The organism is Mycobacterium sp. TY814, from assembly GCF_030755175.1.
Classification (GTDB): domain Bacteria; phylum Actinomycetota; class Actinomycetes; order Mycobacteriales; family Mycobacteriaceae; genus Mycobacterium.
In genome coordinates, this window is the sequence record NZ_JAUFRY010000001.1 from 1290178 (window position 1) to 1306230 (window position 16053).

Annotated in this window: 20 protein-coding genes and 1 pseudogene; 6 read left to right on the forward strand and 15 right to left on the reverse strand. The window is 64.3% G+C overall.

Annotated elements, in window-relative coordinates; all coding sequences use genetic code 11:
* Window positions 1-555: 555 nt before the first annotated feature.
* The 7 genes and pseudogenes from QXH22_RS05485 to QXH22_RS05515 all read right to left on the reverse strand — a co-directional run bounded on the left by QXH22_RS05485 (window position 556) and on the right by QXH22_RS05515 (window position 7188).
* The gene (locus QXH22_RS05485) at window positions 556-1719 is read right to left on the reverse strand and encodes a PE domain-containing protein (protein WP_306241782.1); all 1164 of its coding nucleotides are present in this window, start codon (window positions 1717-1719) and stop codon (window positions 556-558) included.
* Between the two features lie 430 nt (window positions 1720-2149).
* Window positions 2150-2443: pseudogene (locus QXH22_RS05490) on the reverse strand (hypothetical protein); the annotation flags it as partial.
* A gap of 53 nt (window positions 2444-2496) precedes the next feature.
* Window positions 2497-3234, reverse strand: a complete 738-nt coding sequence (locus tag QXH22_RS05495; protein WP_306275093.1) for a hypothetical protein — start codon at window positions 3232-3234, stop codon at window positions 2497-2499.
* A gap of 96 nt (window positions 3235-3330) precedes the next feature.
* Window positions 3331-4194, reverse strand: a complete 864-nt coding sequence (locus QXH22_RS05500; RefSeq protein ID WP_306275094.1) for an alpha/beta fold hydrolase — start codon at window positions 4192-4194, stop codon at window positions 3331-3333.
* Window positions 4191-5069 (reverse strand): alpha/beta fold hydrolase, encoded by an 879-nt coding sequence (locus QXH22_RS05505; RefSeq protein WP_306275095.1) that lies wholly within the window; start codon window positions 5067-5069, stop codon window positions 4191-4193. Before QXH22_RS05505 ends, QXH22_RS05500 begins: the two co-directional genes overlap by 4 nt.
* Complete coding sequence (locus tag QXH22_RS05510) at window positions 5066-5944, reverse strand: SDR family NAD(P)-dependent oxidoreductase (RefSeq protein ID WP_306275096.1); 879 nt, start codon at window positions 5942-5944, stop codon at window positions 5066-5068. The genes QXH22_RS05505 and QXH22_RS05510 overlap by 4 nt, the downstream gene beginning before the upstream one ends.
* Window positions 5941-7188, reverse strand: a complete 1248-nt coding sequence (locus QXH22_RS05515) for an NADH:flavin oxidoreductase/NADH oxidase family protein (RefSeq protein ID WP_306275097.1) — start codon at window positions 7186-7188, stop codon at window positions 5941-5943. Before QXH22_RS05515 ends, QXH22_RS05510 begins: the two co-directional genes overlap by 4 nt.
* 105 nt (window positions 7189-7293) lie before the next feature.
* Between QXH22_RS05515 and QXH22_RS05520 the strand changes: the two genes are divergently transcribed.
* The 6 genes from QXH22_RS05520 to QXH22_RS05545 all read left to right on the forward strand — a co-directional run bounded on the left by QXH22_RS05520 (window position 7294) and on the right by QXH22_RS05545 (window position 10940).
* A complete protein-coding gene (locus QXH22_RS05520; RefSeq protein ID WP_306275098.1) occupies window positions 7294-7908 on the forward strand; it encodes a TetR/AcrR family transcriptional regulator in 615 nt (204 codons plus the stop codon).
* 58 nt (window positions 7909-7966) lie between these two features.
* A complete protein-coding gene (locus tag QXH22_RS05525; protein ID WP_306275099.1) occupies window positions 7967-8371 on the forward strand; it encodes a DUF4345 domain-containing protein in 405 nt (134 codons plus the stop codon).
* 44 nt (window positions 8372-8415) lie between these two features.
* Window positions 8416-9240 carry an SDR family oxidoreductase gene (locus tag QXH22_RS05530; protein WP_306275100.1) on the forward strand — a complete coding sequence of 275 codons (825 nt, stop codon included), beginning with the start codon at window positions 8416-8418 and terminating at the stop codon, window positions 9238-9240.
* 330 nt (window positions 9241-9570) lie between these two features.
* The gene (locus QXH22_RS05535) at window positions 9571-9822 is read left to right on the forward strand and encodes a hypothetical protein (RefSeq protein ID WP_306275101.1); all 252 of its coding nucleotides are present in this window, start codon (window positions 9571-9573) and stop codon (window positions 9820-9822) included.
* Window positions 9823-9839: 17 nt separating this feature from the next.
* Window positions 9840-10697 carry a PE family protein gene (locus tag QXH22_RS05540; RefSeq protein ID WP_306275102.1) on the forward strand — a complete coding sequence of 286 codons (858 nt, stop codon included), beginning with the start codon at window positions 9840-9842 and terminating at the stop codon, window positions 10695-10697.
* Window positions 10698-10742: 45 nt separating this feature from the next.
* Entirely contained in the window at window positions 10743-10940 is a 198-nt protein-coding gene (locus tag QXH22_RS05545; RefSeq protein WP_273439267.1) for a hypothetical protein, read from the forward strand.
* Between the two features lie 91 nt (window positions 10941-11031).
* Here the strand turns inward: QXH22_RS05545 and QXH22_RS05550 are convergent, their stop codons facing one another.
* The 8 genes from QXH22_RS05550 to QXH22_RS05585 form a co-directional block, all read right to left on the reverse strand.
* On the reverse strand, window positions 11032-11304 hold the full coding sequence (locus QXH22_RS05550; protein WP_306275103.1) for a hypothetical protein: 273 nt from the start codon (window positions 11302-11304) through the stop codon (window positions 11032-11034).
* Window positions 11301-11759, reverse strand: a complete 459-nt coding sequence (locus tag QXH22_RS05555; protein ID WP_306237288.1) for a hypothetical protein — start codon at window positions 11757-11759, stop codon at window positions 11301-11303. The genes QXH22_RS05550 and QXH22_RS05555 overlap by 4 nt, the downstream gene beginning before the upstream one ends.
* A complete protein-coding gene (locus QXH22_RS05560; RefSeq protein WP_306275104.1) occupies window positions 11752-12177 on the reverse strand; it encodes a hypothetical protein in 426 nt (141 codons plus the stop codon). The genes QXH22_RS05555 and QXH22_RS05560 overlap by 8 nt, the downstream gene beginning before the upstream one ends.
* The gene (locus QXH22_RS05565) at window positions 12174-12542 is read right to left on the reverse strand and encodes a hypothetical protein (RefSeq protein ID WP_306275105.1); all 369 of its coding nucleotides are present in this window, start codon (window positions 12540-12542) and stop codon (window positions 12174-12176) included. The genes QXH22_RS05560 and QXH22_RS05565 overlap by 4 nt, the downstream gene beginning before the upstream one ends.
* 84 nt (window positions 12543-12626) lie before the next feature.
* Window positions 12627-13814, reverse strand: a complete 1188-nt coding sequence (locus QXH22_RS05570) for a peptidoglycan-binding protein (RefSeq protein ID WP_306275106.1) — start codon at window positions 13812-13814, stop codon at window positions 12627-12629.
* Window positions 13814-15166: a M15 family metallopeptidase gene (locus QXH22_RS05575; RefSeq protein ID WP_306275107.1), complete on the reverse strand. Its 1353-nt coding sequence runs from the start codon at window positions 15164-15166 to the stop codon at window positions 13814-13816. Before QXH22_RS05575 ends, QXH22_RS05570 begins: the two co-directional genes overlap by 1 nt.
* Window positions 15167-15367, reverse strand: coding sequence for a hypothetical protein (locus QXH22_RS05580; protein WP_306275108.1), 201 nt, complete (start codon window positions 15365-15367; stop codon window positions 15167-15169). It lies immediately after the preceding gene.
* A 220-nt stretch (window positions 15368-15587) separates the two neighbouring features.
* A complete protein-coding gene (locus tag QXH22_RS05585; RefSeq protein WP_306275109.1) occupies window positions 15588-16046 on the reverse strand; it encodes a hypothetical protein in 459 nt (152 codons plus the stop codon).
* Between the last annotated feature and the right edge of the window lie 7 nt (window positions 16047-16053).

A 16053-nucleotide genomic window follows, 5' to 3' on the forward strand; every position in this document is an offset into this window, starting at 1 on the left:
TAGATCGCAGGGGACGTAGACCTGCTTGCCTTTGGGCGTGTTGGTCAAACATTTCGTCGGCGGATCGGCATGGCCCTGGGCAGGGACGATGATCACCACCGCCAACGCGGCGAGCATCCCGATTGCAAGGCGATAATTCACGAGCACTACTTTATCCAGAGCCCCCGACACGATGAACTCTGCTGGGAAGCTAGTCAGCCACAGCCCATGAAACGGAAATCTGGCCGGAGCCACTGACTCTGACCAGCATCTTCTAGGTGGAGCTGCCCGAGATCGAACCCCACGCTCCAGCTGGGATTTGGCATATGAGCTGCGGTTTCGTTCCCGTTCAGTCCCGCTTGTTACCTGCGGTTGCGTTCTCGGGTCTTGACCGCGTCGCAAGCCCGTCATTTGCAGGCGACAGCCAAGAAAAGCGACCGGAATCCGACATCAGCCTGACTTTGACCTCACTTGCCAAGGGTGCGGAAACACGGCCTCGACGCGCAGGCCCTCGGTTGACCAGAAGACTTTGTAGGGCTGACGGTTCGTCGGTAGTCCGCCTCGCCTGACCAGCGATCAGGCCGCGATACCGAGTTCACGGTTGATCTGCGGCCACCGCAGCCAATCCGCCAGAGCCCAGTCGTGATGTTCGAAAGGCGCAGTTAAGAAGCTGAACGGGGCTCCCTGGCTAACGGCCGCCTGCTGGAGGGCATTAGCGGAGATTACGAGTACATCCAGCCCACCCGAATAGACATACGTTGGCGGGAGTCCGGCAAGCGACCCATAGAGCGGACTAACCATGGGGTTGGTAACAGAGAGGTTGTCGCCCCACCACATGCCGACCTCGCGTCCAAGCGTTAGGTCCAGCCACGGCGACAGTAGAACCATGGAAGACGGGACTGGGCCGAGCGGGTTCGTCTGCAGTATGTGTTGGACGGCCGCGAGTGCGAGGTTGCCGCCCGCGGAGTCGCCGATGACGCTGACGTTCTGGTACCCGTGTTGAGATATTTGCGAGGAGATGAAGTTGGCCGTCGTTGGTACCACCGTGCTGGCGGTACCGCCTTGCTGTATCAACGGGTAAATAGGCACCTGGAACGTCGCGCCGGTCAGGTAGGAATTCACCGAGTAATTGAGCCAGTGCAAGATTGTCGGCGGCATGATGTAGCCGCCGCCGTGCAAGGCAACCACGTATTCGCCGGTCGGGTGCGCCGGCGTGATCTGCACGACCTTCATCCCCTCGTACGTGGTATACGAAACCGTCTGTCCCAGAAGCAGGTTCAGTAGCGGTGGCGGCGAGTTGCTTCCCACGATCCACGAGAACGGCGGAATGTCGCTCGCCAGCAGCTGCAAGATTGGCGAACTTCGCACTGAAAATAACGATGCGAATCCGGTGGCCGCTTCGGCAGGAAGCCGCTGAACAGTGACCGCCGCCTGCTCGAAGGCCGCTAACGGCGCAGCACCGGCCGCCTCGGCGGCGGCATACGCTCCGGTCGCGCCGGACAATGTCTGGACGAACCGCTCATGAAACGCCGCCGCCTGGGCACTGAGAGCTTGAAACCCTGCGCCGTGAGCGGAGAACACGGCCGCGATCGCCGCTGACACCTCGTCCTCGGCGGCTGCGAGCAACCCCGTGGTGTCACCCGCCGCACCCCGGCCGGCCGTCGCGACCACCTCGCCGATCGAGGCGAGGTTCGTGGCGGCGGCGGACATCGCCTCGGGCAACGCAACGACATACGACATCGAGCAGCTCCACTCTTCGAAGCAACTGGTCACGTGCCAAGCCGGCACCGCCGACTAGCCGGAGCTTATGTCGTTGCCACAAAGCACGCGACGGTTTCGCGAGAACTGCTGCGGCTCCGTGTCACAGCCGCAAGTCGGTACATGACGTCTATACCCGACCGCAGACCGCCCCACACCCGGAGCGCCTGTTCATTGAGCAAGCAGCACACGGAGGACTATGGCGGGCAGGCTATGAGCCACGCTCGGTGCTACCCATTGCTGCGGCGGTCGGCCTGCCAGAGCTTCTCAGACAATCCCCGCAGGCCTGATGCGGCTGGTTTCGTCCATGCGGTGTCAAGTTCCGGTACCCGCTTGACGAATGAGTTCCGGTAGGTGCTTTACAGCGAAGCTGGGCCTTGATGGCCGAGGTCGCTTCCGGCGTAGCGGCGATGGGGGCCGGGGTCAAGGCTCGGCCCTCGGGCCGACCGCGCAGCGGCCCGGCCTTGACGGCGGCGCCGCTGGGCGCATCCTGGCGCGGCTTGCGGGGACGACCGTGCGGTGTGGCGTACGCGCCGTGCTCTTTGGCCCGGTCATGGCGGATGGCGTGGGTGGCCAATCGGATCAATCCGTGCTGATCCACCCAGCGTTGCACGCCGGCACTGCGCAGATCCGCACGCTGACCAGGGCACCGTTGCCCATGGGTAGCAATCGCTGCGGGGGGCTCCACGACTTCAAGATCAGCACCCGTTCAGGTCTTGACGCCGTCAAGACTCGGAGTCGCGTGGAGAAGTCTCCCGGCTATTCGCGAACGGCAGGTGGAAGCTCAGGGAACGCGGGCGAATCCACGCCCAGCGAGCCAGAACTCGCCAACGGTCGAACCTGAAGATAGACACCCATGCGGTGGGTGTCGGTGGTCCGGGCATGCTCCATCGTGTGCGAGTGTCCGCCGGGGGCGTACGCATAGTCACGTGCCAGTTTCGCGGTCTTCCACAAGCTGACCGAGGTGTGTTCGAACGGAAGCTGCGATGAAATGTCGACGCTGCCCCGATGGCCGGGATGAAAGGCCGCCCTCGACGCGGCATGCATGTTGTTCCTGACGAACCCGAGCAGGTGTCGCGGCTTGAGGATGCCGTGCACGATGACAACGAGGGGTTCGTCGGAGGAGATGGCCCTGCTGCCTTCATCCGACGGGTTCCATCCGTGCCAATGGTCACCGGCGTGCTCGACGCGCGCGCGCACCACCTCGCCGTCGAGGCTGTAGCGGTGGGGTGAATGCACCGCGTAGGCGAGTGGTCCGCGGAAGGCCGCCTGCGCCGACTCAGGTGAATCCCACGCAGCGATAAGGGCACGTCCGGGCGGGAGAAAGCTCGAAGGGCCCAGTTGGTGCGTCAAGTGGTTGGAGTGGTTGACGGTCACCGCCCGCAAGCCCGGAATGTTCTGCTCTAGAGCGGCTTTGACACTCCGACTCCACAGCCACGGACCCCGCGGGGGGCGGTCATAGACGTCGACGGTGAGATAGTCGGCCGAATCGGGCATGGGAGTTCAACTCCCCTCGAGAGGTAAGAACCAATCGAGCGTGGTCTTGTGTTCAGTCATCTTCAGCCGCCTTTCCGCGGAAGAGCTCCGAGTGGGTCAGTTGGCGAGGAATTCGATTGCAGCAGAGGCAAATTCATCATGGTATTGGAAAATTCCGCCGTGACCGGAGTTCGGGTAGATGATGAGCTGCGAACCTGGAATTCTGCGGTGTAGGTCTTCAGACAGAACCGTGGGCACCATCCGGTCGTGGTCGCCGTTGGCGATCAGGGTGAGCTGGCTGATCCTCGAGAGGTCGGCCGGCGCCCCGCGCCCCCACCGCTTGATCGCCTTGAGTTGCCTTTGAAGCACTATGACAGTGATGGCGGCATCGCGGTCTCGGGTGCGTTCGTTGAGGCGGGCGACGAAGTCGTGGGCCTCTCGCCGGCCGGTCTCGTCGCGCTTGAAGAACAGGAATTCCTTGGGGTCTTTGCGACTGACAGTGGCGCGGACCATGTCGTAGAAGGTCACGCCGGCGACCTTGTCGATTCCGTTCCCGCCCGCAGGTCCTGTTCCGGTGAGGATGAGTTTGCGCACGAGTTCGGGATGCTTCAGCACGAGTGCCTGAGCGACCATGCCGCCGAGGGAGAAACTCAGGATGTCGACTCTGCGGTGACCCAGTGCCCTGATGAAGGCGGCGATGTCCTCGGCCATTGCCTCGACGCTAACGGCCGGGACGCCGCTGGACGCGCCGACACCGCGGTAGTCGACTGCGATGACGTGATGGTGCTGGGCGATCGGGTCGATGACGGCGGGATCCCAGTTGTCCAGGTTGGCGGCGAGGTGAACTAGAAATACAACGGGCACTTCGCTTTTGGGGCCCAGTTCGCGGTAGGCGAAGTTCACGCCCGCGGCTCCGATCGAGCGAGTCGGCGCGTCGCGGTAGGACCTGATTGGCCGATCGGTGTTGTGGAGGTTGCTCATTGTTCGCCTTCGCCATTGTGGGTGGGGTCATCGCCAAGAAAGCGCAGGGCCTCGGCGAGGAAGGTCTGGTGGTGCTGGAACACTCCGCCGTGTCCGGAATCGGGGTAGATGATCAGTCGGGCGTTGGGGATCCGGCGGGCCATGTCGGCGGAGTGGCTGCTGTCGACCATCAGGTCGTGGTCTCCGTTTGCGATCAGGACGGGCTGCTTGATGACCAAAAGATCGTCGGGTGCGGACTTGCCGGCGTGCCGGATGGCCTTGATCTGGGCGACGCGGGCCTGCAAGGAGATTGGATCGTCGAGGTCGCGAGTGCGTTCTTTGAGGCGGTTCAGGTAGTCCGACGCGGCTCGTTTGCCCTCGGGTGTGCGCGGGAAGAACAGGAAGTTCCGCGGGTCGCTGCGGGTGAGGGCTGCTTTGAGATAGGCGGTGCCGACGATGGTGGCCATCTTGTCGATGCCGCCTCCGCCGCGTGGTCCGGTGCCGGCCAGGATCATCCGGCGGACCAGTTGGGGTTGTTGGAGCGCGATCATCTGGGCGACACCGCCGCCGAGGGAGAAGCCGAACAGGTCGACATAGTCCAGTCCCATGGCACGGATGAAGGCGATGGCGTCGGTACCCATTTGCTCGACGGTGCCGGGTACCGAGGAACCGGTGGCCCCGACACCGCGGTTGTCGAAGGTGATAACGCGGTGATGTTCGGCGATGCCGTCGATGATGCGTGGATCCCAGTCGTCAAGGACCGCGGTCAGGTGATGGAGGAACACCACCGGAATACCTGATCCTGTCCCGAGTTCCCGGTAGGCGAAGTCGACGCCGTCGACGTTGAGCGTGTGGGTCGGGGTGTCTTTCCACATTGTCGTCGTTTGCCTTGTCATCGTGTGCCTTTCGATTCGGCTGTTTTCTTGGTGGCGGGTCGGGCGTCGAGTGCGGATAGTGCGGCCTGGGTCGCAAGATCGCGGGTCATCCGGGAATCCAGCATGGGGTTGACGAGGCCGCGCAGCGCCGATAGCGGCTTCCACCGAGAGGGGGCGAACACGGTCGGTGATCGACGGGCAAGTCCGTCGACGAGGGCTGTCGCAGCAGTCTCGGGAGCAATGCGCTTCAACATCGTCTGCGGCATCGTCGCGAGGAGTTGATCGGCCAGCGGGTCGCCGTCTACACCCTCGGTGATCATCGCGGTGTGAACCATCGAGAAGTAGGCGACCAAGGTGGAGACGCCATGGTTGGCGAGCTCCACCCGCAACCCTCGGCCGAGCTGTTCGACAGCCGCCTTCGTCATCGCGTAGGGAATGGTGCCCATCCCGTTGGCGAACGCGAAAACCGAACTGAGCAAGGCGATTTGGCCGCGGGTGGCGATGACCTGATCGATCGCAGCCTGAACGGTGTTGACCACACCGGTGACGTTCACCGCGAGGAGGGACTCGACCGAGGACAGCGGTGTGGTGCGCAGTGTCCCGGTTTGAGCCAGGATGCCCGCGTTGGCGATCGCGATGTCGAGGCGGCCGAAGCGATCCACGACGGCGTCGATGGCGGCATCGAGTGTCTCGCGGGCACGAACGTCGGCGACCAGCCCCATGGCCGAGTTTGACGACATGGCCGCCCCGATCTCCGGGGTCTGGGGGTCAAGGTCGGCGATGGCCACCTTGGCGCCGCGGCGCAGCAGTTCGCGTGCAGTGGCGCTGCCGATCCCGCCGGTTCCGCCGGTGATGAGAACGACTTTGCCGCGCACATCGTATGCAGGAGCTTTCATCGGACACCGCGCTTGGGACGCCGCGACACAGTGCCGTTGCGTCGCAGCAGTGCGATCGTGGTGGCCAGACGGCCACGCTTGAGGTCGGGTTCCTTGCCCGCCCCCATCCGGTGCAGTTGATCGGTGTGCCAACCGATGTTCAGCACTCCGTCGAGCGCCTTGCCGTCGATCTTGTTGCCCAGTGCGCGGGGGATGCGGTAGCTGAGTTCGCGAGTCGTCAGCACTGGGAGGCGTTCCGACAGGATGGCGCCCGCGGCGTCCGGGACCGTAGCCGCCGGACGTGCGATGCCGATCACGTCGCAATCACCGGCGTGCAGCGCTTCCTGCATGGCTGCGCGTGAGCGGAAGCCGCCGGTGACCGCTAACGGCACTCCCCCGGCCAGCTGCCGGACCGTTCGCGCGTAGTCCAGGAAGTACGCCTCGCGCGCCCGGGTACTGGCCGCAGCCGACCCCGCCATGGCCGGCGATTCGTAGTTGCCGCCGCTGATTTCGAGCAGGTCGATGCCCTCGTCAGCCAAGGCGGCCACCACCGCGCGGGACTCCTCCTCGCTGAACCCACCGCGTTGGAAGTCAGCGGAGTTGAGCTTCACGCCCACGGCGAAGCCCGGCGACACCCGAGCACGGATCCGGCGGATGATCTCGAGCAGGAAACGCATCCGCCGCGCCGGGTCGCCACCCCACTCGTCGGTGCGCAGGTTGGATAGCGGCGAGAGGAACTGAGTGACGAGGTAACCGTGTGCAGCGTGAATCTGGATCCCGTCGAATCCGGCGGTCTCACAGACAGTCGCCGCCGTCGCGAAGCGCTCGATGATTTCCTCGATCTCGGCAGCAGTCAGTTCGCGTGGCGTCGCCGAGCCCGGGAGATTCAGCGGCACTGCACTCGGCGCCACCGGGGTGTGGCCGATGGCCAACGGATTGGATTGCCGGCCAGGGTGATTGAGCTGAGCCCAGATCGGCACGCCACCGTCGTGCGCGGCTTTGGACCACCGCGTAAGCGCGTCGAGGTCGCGGTCGTCCTCGATCACCACATTGCCGGGTTCGCCCAACTGAGTGCGATCGACCATGACGTTGCCGGTTATCAGCAGCCCGAACCCGCCGTGGCTCCACGTGCGATAGAGCTGCTCGAGTCGCGCTCCTGGAGCGTGGGTCGACTCGGCGAGCGCCTCGCTCATCGAGGCCTTCATGATCCGGTTCGGCAGCACTAAGCCGCAGGGCAGCGGCAGGGGGTCATGCAGGTCAGTCATCGGCAGGCACCTTCTGATGATGGAATTACGACTGTAATATTATGATCGTAAGGCAATGCGCTATGATGTGCAAGACGCCCTACAGCGGCGAGCAAGGAGGTGACGGTGGCGCGTTACACCGCAGAGCACAAGAGCGAGACGCGTAAAAGGATTCTGGAAACCGCCGGCCGGCGGTTCAAGCGGGACGGCATCGACAGTTCGGGAATCGCCGCGATCATGTCGGACGCGCAGCTTACCAACGGCGCGTTCTACGCGCACTTCAAATCCAAGGAAGATCTTGTCGCCAACGTCGTGGCCGACCAGATGCTCAGATGGCAGGCGAACCTTCCATCGACGCCGGACAGAGCTGAGCTCGAGGCATTCGTGCGCGAGTACCTGTCGCCACAGCACCGTGACCATCCCGAGACCGGGTGTCCGAACGCCGCTCTACTCGACGAGCTCGGCCGCTGCGACAAGGCCACCCGGCGGTCGTACACCCAAGCGATGCAGGGCTTCGTCGGCGAGGTGGCGGCACGGCTGTCTCCGGACGATCCCAATTCCGCGCGCTCCGACGCGATCGGACTGTTCACCATCCTGGTTGCCACCATGCAACTCGCACGCGCCGTCACCGACCGCGCCTTCTCCGACGACATCCTCCAATCCGGAATCTCCAACGCCCAAATCCTGCTAAGTCATTCACAACGTCCGACGTCGACCCACTCCCGAAAGCGGTCCCGATGACAAATTCCTGTCATCCCCAACGCTTTTCGGTTATGAGGGCACCGCGGTGACGGCGGACATGACACAGCGCAGTGGTGGCAGTCGGCGCAGACTGCAATGGACGCTGGGGGTGCTCGCGGCGATACCAATGGTCAGCGCAACAGGCGAGATTGTTCGGGGCCCACAGGGTGTTCCGGGTGGCTCGCCGGATGTGACACCAACCGTGGACAGTTCGCTGCGTTATGCCAACGTGTTCAAATTCGCTGTGGGACCGGTTATCTGGTCTCAACTGGGACCTGTCGAGCGCTCACCGGCCCTCTCGTTCGCGATCGTAACGATCGCCGTCGGTGGGCTGGCCCGGTTGCGGTCATGGCAACAACGTGGCAGACCACAACCCGGCACCGTGGCGGCGATCGCACTCGAGGCCCTTGGCGGGCCGCTCCTTTTGATCTGGCAGCGGCGCGTTGCCTCGAGCCAAGTTTGACCGACCGCTCCCATCCACCGAACGACGAAGAGAGAAGAGAAGACATGCCTTCCGTACTGGTTACCGGAGCAGGCCGCGGGATCGGCCTGGCGATTACCGAGCACATGAGCCGGCGAGGATGGGACGTCTATGCCACTGCCCGATCCGCCGACGCCCTGCAAAGCCTCGACCGCTTACCCCACGTGCATGCGGTCCCACTCGACATCACCGATCGGTCCGCGATTGCCGCCCTTCCCGATCTACTCCCCGCTGAGCTCAACGGCGTCGTCAACAACGCCGGCATCATCGTCAACGGACCAGTGGAAGGGTTGGCACTGGACGACCTGACGAAGCAGTTCGACGTCAACGTCATCTCACAGATCGCGGTGACCCAGGCGGTGCTACCGAAAATCCGTGCATCCCGCGGACGGGTGGTGTTCATCTCGTCGGTCAGCGGGCTGTTCACCACGCCGGGCACCGGCGCCTACAACGCATCGAAGTACGCGATCGAATCCCTGGCCGACGCGCTGCGGATGGAATTGCGGCCCTGGCGAATACCGGTGTCACTCATCGAGCCGGGACCAATTCGCACCGACATGTGGGCCGAGGTGCTCAACGAACACGACCGTATGGTCACGCACCTCAGTGATGAGCACCGCCGACTATATGCGTCGCACCTTGCTGGGAGTAGGAAGTTGTTGGGGCGCATGCAAAAGCTTGCCGCCGATCCCAAGAAGGTCACCAACGCCGTCGACCATGCACTGACATCGAAGCGCCCTAAGAGTCGCTACTTGTTGGATTTCGCCAGTCGCGCCCAGAAAGCGGTCGTCGCCATCACGCCGACCGCGGTCAACGATGCGGTACTGGCAGCGGCGACCACATCGAAATGAGGCTTCGAGGGCTGTCTCGGGCCAGTTGAGGGCACGATGGAACAGGAGAGGCCAGGCCTTTCGGCCTGGCCTCCTCCTGGTGGAGCTGCCGGGAATCGAACCCGCTGCAAATGCCCAGGACACCGCCTCTGAGCTGCTGAAACACAACGCTGTCATTCGGATTCGCGACACGAAAATGCGGAGCGTGACATGCGGAAACGCGGGGGTGCTTTGACAATGTCAATGGGAACGATGTCGGTGCATGAGTGCCCACGTTGCGGTTTTCAGACGGCCTGGAAGTCGTGGCCGGAACGGCACCCGGTCGCGACTGTCGTGATCGCGGTGCCGACGATGTTCACGGTCGTGTCGGTGGTCTTGGCGTATCCGTGGTTCTTCGTTCCGGTGATGATCGTTGCGGCTGCTGTCTGGATCGATCGGCGGATGCGGCGGCGGGCGGCGATCGCGGCCCGCGCTGACCATGAATATCGCGAATTGATGGTCGCGGCGGCGCGCGGCGTGTCACCCTTGGCTTTGCGGCGGCCGCGTCAGGGGCGGCCACGCGGAGCGGACCACTGGTCACCCACCAAACCAATCACGCTCTGATCGGGGGTTTTGCAAACATGTCGTTCGGGATTGTTCCGGAGTTCGTTTCAGCGGCGGCTGCGGATGTGGCGCGGGTCGGGTCTGCGGTCGGTGAGGCGACGGCGGCGGCCAGCTCGCCGACGACGGGGCTCGCGGCGGCGGCTGCGGATGAAGTGTCGGAGGCGATCGCTACCATGTTCAGCTCGCACGGGCAGGCGTTCCAAGCGGCCTCTGCTCAGGTGGCGGCGTTCCACGATCAGTTCGTGGGGCTGCTGAACGCGAGTGTCGGCCGGTACGTGTCGGCTGAGGCTGCGGCGGCGAACCCTTTGCAGGCGCTGCTGGATGTGATCAACACGCCGACGATGACACTGCTCGGCCGGCCGCTGATCGGTGACGGCGCCAACGGGTACACCGACACGTTCGGTAACGGCACAGCCGGCGGCGCCGGTGGGCTGTTGTGGGGCAACGGTGGCCGGGGCGGTGACGCAACCAAGATCGGCGGATCGGGCGGTGCGGGTGGTGCTGGCGGGATGATCGGGAACGGCGGTATGGGCGGCACGGGCGGCCCGGCGGGGACGATCAGCGGGGCGCAGTACCGCGCCGGCGCGGGCGGCAGTGGCGGCCAGGGCGGCTGGTTGTTCGGCAACGGCGGCACCGGCGGCACCGGCGGGATCGGTCTGAGTAACGGGATGGGCGGTTACGGCGGCTTCGGCGGCTCGGCGGTGCTGTTCGGCCAGGGCGGGGACGGCGGCACCGGCGGAGACGCGAAGGCCGGGTTCCCTGATTCGATGCCGGGGATCGGCGGCCCGGGCGGTATCGGTGGCGGTATCCCGAATCTGTTCCCAGGGATCTTCCCGAACGGGCGGATGGGTAATAGCGGAAACCTGATCCCGTAGGAACGCGGCGCGGGATCATCAGCATAGACAGGAGAATCCGCCGAGATGACGCCACAACATGACATCACCTGGGAGACGGTCACGCTCAAACCTGGTTTCGAAGCGAAAGCCGGGCACTCTTACCAGCAGATGATGTCGGCCTGTGGGCGCGTTCTAGTTGTCATTGGGCCCAACGGCGCACAGGTCTACCGGCGTAACTCAGATGGCGATTACGAACTGGCAAGCAGCGTCGAACTGACGTAGGCCCTGCGTATCGGCGATTCCTGAAACGCAAAGAAGCGCCCCCGGACGAAGCCGGGGGCGTTTCGTTAGTGCTGCTGGGGCTATTCGTCGATCACGACGGTGATCCGCGCGGGTGTCGGCGCAGTGCGTTGACAATTGCGACGAACAGCCAGTGAATCGGATCGTATTTCGGAGGCACCTTGTTGGATAGGTGGCAGTACAGGGCGAATAACACCGCTTCGAACGTCCACCTGTGAGACTTCAGGTAGCGGTCCATCGCCATTGAAAGCTGTTCGGGCAGTGTGACGTTGACGCCGAGGACGTAGGCGATCAGGCCGAGCCACGCGATGTCGGTGGGCTGCAGCTTGACGATGATGCGGCTCATTTCGGGCCCTCCAACGTTTCCTCGAGGAACGACAGGCGGGCGGCGGCGAGCGGATCGTTGCGCCAGATCCGCTCAAATTCGAAGTAGTCGTAGTGCCGCGGCAAGCTGTAGTCGGTTTCCGCGCTTGCCACTTCGGCTTGATGGTGCCAGCGGGCGTCGTAGACGGACCAGGCGCGCAGGCACCGCAGGTCGTCTCGCATCTCCCGCATGTCCTTGGCCAGCAGCTCCACTTGGTTGCTGAGGTTGGCGATGACTTCGTTGTCCTCCGCGATGTATTCGCTGTTGCGGCGCTTGCGTTTGACCCGGTTGTGCCACCACTTTCCCGCCGGTAAGATCTTCGCGATTAGCGGGTGCTTTTCGATCAGGTGCGTCGTCAGGGTGGCGAAGAACATCACCAGGGCGAGGATGCCAACCCACTGCTGGGGGATGTATTTGAGCCAGTCTTCGCTAAGCATCGCGGCGCCGCCGTCTGGCGAAGATCCAGTTAGCTACGGCCATCCCGAGTAGGTCGTAGGTGTTGAGCCACCCGTACCTGGGGTGTTGCTGCATGACAGCGACGAACGACCCGAGAGTCATCGCGGCGTACACGCACAGCAGTGCTGTGTGGGCGATGAATGACAGCCAGGCGCGGGGGTTGGGGCCGCGGACGGGTTCGGTTCCGGACATGAGGGCTTCGCCGAACCAGCCGAGGACGCCGAGGCTGATGAAGATGATGCCCCACGCCCATAAGGGTGCGCTGTCTTCGACTTGGTTCATCGCTGCGAATTGGCCGGGCGGGGCCATGATGTAGTTCAGTCCGCGGGCGACAGCTTCGCCGAGCAGGGCGATCTGCCCGTAGCGCAGCGCGCGGTCGCTGACGTAGCGGTACGTCATGCGTCGTCGTCGACGTTGACGTGTATGTGGTCGGTGTGTCCGCTAGTCGGAAGGGGGCGGCGGCCGGTTTTGCGGGGACGCTGACGGATCTCGAGCACCTGGCTCGGTGTGGGGAACAGCAGTCCGAGGGGGGTTGTCCCGGGGGTTAGTTTGGCGCCGGCGACGGAGATCAGCAGTGCGTATAGCGCGCCGAGTCCGGCGGCGATCGCGACGCCTGCGGAGGGGACGCTCAGGTGTGCGGGAAATGCGGTGGAGCCGATGGCGCCGAGGCCCCATGCGTTGAGGGCGAGGGTGGCGGCGTAGTGGGCCATGCGGGCGATGGTGGCTTGCCAGAACGTGAGGGTGAACAACTCGCTGTTGGCCATGCCAGTTCCTTTCGAGTAGTCAGGTACCCGCAGGTCAGCGGCCCGAACGCGCTTCGTCGCGGTTTAGAGCTGGTTTAGAGTTCGTCAGCGGCGGAATCCGGCGACGATGTCGCAGCCGACTTGGAAGCCGCTGCGGCCGCCGAACTCGTCTTTCGGGGCGTAGTAATCGCCGTGGACGCCGATGCCAGGCAGCGCGACCAGCAGGCCGATCAGGTCGGGGATGCTGGTCAGCAAGCCCTGCACCGTGAGCGTCTTGATCAGTTCCGGGTCGGGTTGTTCGCTGCTGCCCGTGATGCCTCCGACGATGGGTGCGAGCGCAGCCACGGGTAGGCCTGCGGCGCCGGACAGGATTGGCAGCGCCAGAGGACTGGTGAGGCTGCCGGCGAACGGTGCTATCAGGTTCAGCAGTGCGGGGATGGCGATCTGGCCGAGGTAGATGACGAACGGCAGCTCGGTCTCGGCGCGGACAATCACTTCGTACGCGAGGCGGGCAATCTTGGACGTGCAGGCCGCATAGAAGTCCGGCGTCGGGGACTGATTGGTGATCGACCACGTCAGCGACTCGAGCCATGCGGGGGCGGTCCAGTTGGATATCCCGGCACCGGGAGGGCTGTTGCCGACCTTGGTGGGCCCAGGCTTGCGGGTGGGGTCGCCGAATGCGATGACGCCGTTGATGCGCGGGCGCAGGTGGGCATACCGGCCGCCGTCGCCGAACAACCTTGCGACCGACCGTTTCATGCCTTCCGCGGACTGGGAGTAGCTGAAGAACCAGAACTCCACGTTCGGGTCGTTCAGGTCGGGGTTGAGGCTGATGAGGCGTTCCAGTTCAGCGTCTTCGGCGGCGATGACATCGTTGTAGGACAGCGACGGGTCACCGCCCATGAAGCCGAGGTACCCGCCAATTGGATACCCGACGGGCTGGTGGTTGAGGTTCAAGACCGCTTTGCACCATTCGCCGAGGTCGAAAGGCGGCCCCACCCACCACGGAACACCAGACCCAGGCGCTGAGTAGCACCAGATGGGCCGGTGGGGGCGAACGATTTTCAGGTCAATCAAGTCTTGGTCGGAGACAATGCCGTTGGCGGCTTCCCTCGACGGGGCCTGTCCCGTGCGGAATTGGTATTCCTTCTGCCACGACACGGCACGGGGACCGTATTCGTCGGTGTTGGGGTCCAGCGGGCCGAGGGTGCGGCCGTAGCCGTGGAACATGGCGTCCATGACCTGCCGCCAGCGGCGGACGGTTTCGTTGCGGTCGCCCAGTTGGAGCGGCATCAGGGCGTCGCTTCAGTCTGGAACGTCACGATGGCGACTTCCGGTGAGTCGACTTTCCGCTTCAGTTCGGCGAGTCCGTCACGGAGGGTCATTTCGTCGCCGTTGGGGTAGACGCCCATTGACGAGTCCGGTCCCCATTCAGGGTGTTTGGGCCCGAGTTGGTCGAAGATGTAGCGGACCTTCGCGAGAAGTTCGGTCTGTTCGTCGTCGGTGAGTGCCATGAGCGGTCCTTCCGCCGGTTGATTGGTGCGGGGTTCGATGAGGGTGAGCAGCCGGTCGCCGACGCCCAGTGCTTGCTGGTATCTGGTGCGGCGGTCGGCAATTCCGTTCTGCCCGCCGTTGATGAGTTGAGTGACGGCGACGATGTCGCCCTGGTCGGACAGACTGTTGATGGTGGGGCGGGCGACGGTCCAGTACCAGGCGGCGCCGATGCCGGCCCATTTCAGGTCAGCGAGTGCGGTGGGGTTGTCGACGAAGTAGTTCGGATCCGCGATCAGCCCTTGCGTGGCGGCCCAGCGTCCGAATGCGGCGTAGTTGGCTTGCCAGGTGATTTGGATCCAGGTCCGGCCGATGTAGGGGGCGTAGCGGCCGTCCTTGGCGTATTCCTCGGTGGTGGCGAAGCCGTCGGATTCGTGGCCCCACTGCGCGAGTGCCATCGCGATGCGGTTGACGGTGTTGCATTCGGCGAGTGCCAGTCCGGCGATCATGGGGTCGATGAGTTGCGCGGCGCGGTCCTCGTCGATGACGGGGACGGCGTCGTAGAGGGCGGTGATCGCGGCCGCGCGCGCGTCCGGAGCCGCCGGCGGAGGCTGCTGCGGCTGCGGTATCCCGATCCCGCGGCGGGTTGAGAAGCCGTCGGGGCGGATCTTTCGCTTGATGAAGTCGTCCACGGCGGGGTTGCCGTAGGTGTTGATGTTGCCGCCGTTAGCGAGGGACGCGAGCTGGAAGTGCATGGCGTCCTTGGGGTTTGTCCAGTCGTTGCCCCAGAAGACCATGCCCTCGTACCAGTCGAGCAACGCTCGGACCTTGGCGCGTTTCGCCGCGTCGAATCCGGCATCGGCGATCCGGAACGGGTGCGATTCCCAGTTCAGGTCCATTGCAGTGCCGGACAGGTGGTTGGAATCGGCGACAGAGTTTCCGGGTGTCCAACACGCCGAGTCGGCGTCGCGCAGCGGCTCAACCTCTGCGTTGAAGTCAGCGGCGAACGCCCGCAGGATTTGGAGAGGTTGCCCGTTCTGGATTTGGAGGCTGACATCAGTACCGGGGACGGTTACCCAGGTGCAGGAGCCTTCATCGACCATCGGCCATCCGTTGGAGGACCAGTCGTTTCCGTAGACATTGCGGCGCGCCATTTATTCGCCACCGATACCGAACAGTTCGCGCATCACATCTTTCAGCGGCACTTTCGAGAGTTCCTGAAGTGCGTCGCCGACGGTCATGTCACCGCACACTTGGACCAGGACGTCGAGCAGCACCGTCCCAAGGATGTTGTTCAGGGGCAACGATTTCGGCTGGTCGGCCGGTTCTGGTTGGGGGAACGGGATAACGGCCATGTGGGGTCCTTTCAGTGGCGCCGTAGTGGCCGGAGCCAGCGGCAGATTCGTTCGGGGATCAGGTGCAGGAACAGGACGCGGAGGGCGTAGCGCAGCGGGACGTGGTCGCGTACGGGGCAGCCGCATTGGAGGCATCGCGCTTCGGGCGCTGGCATGGGGTTGATGGTGAGTCGGCCGTGCGCGCGGCCGAGGTGGTAGCTGTCGGCGGCGGCGCAGCTCGTCATGGTTGCGGCTGGTCTTCCGGCTCGGCCGCCGCCGGGTCCGGCTCCGGCTCGGGTGCTGGGTCCGGCTCCGGCTCGGGTTCGTGCTGCGGCTCCGGCTCGGGTTCTGGCGCGGTCGGCGTCGGGGGTACCGGGTCGGGTTCCGGCGGGGCGTCCTCGAGGTCGTAGGCCGCCTCGACTTCGCAGTAGGGTTTCACGACGAAGTTGATTCCGTCCCACGTGATGCAGTCCTGCTCAGTGGCTTTCAGCGTGTTCTGGTCGGTCGCCATGCCGTTCGTGGGGCGTAGCGTGACCGCGCACAGGATGTGATCGGGCGCCGACGGCGACGGGTCGAGATACCACTTCGCGGCCAGGGTGAAGCCGAGTGGGGTGCAGACCTTCGCGAGTTCTTCGAGGTCGTCGGGCATGCGGTAGCCCTTGGCCTGCACGGGTACTTTCGCGGTCAGATACATCGGCATAGCGGTC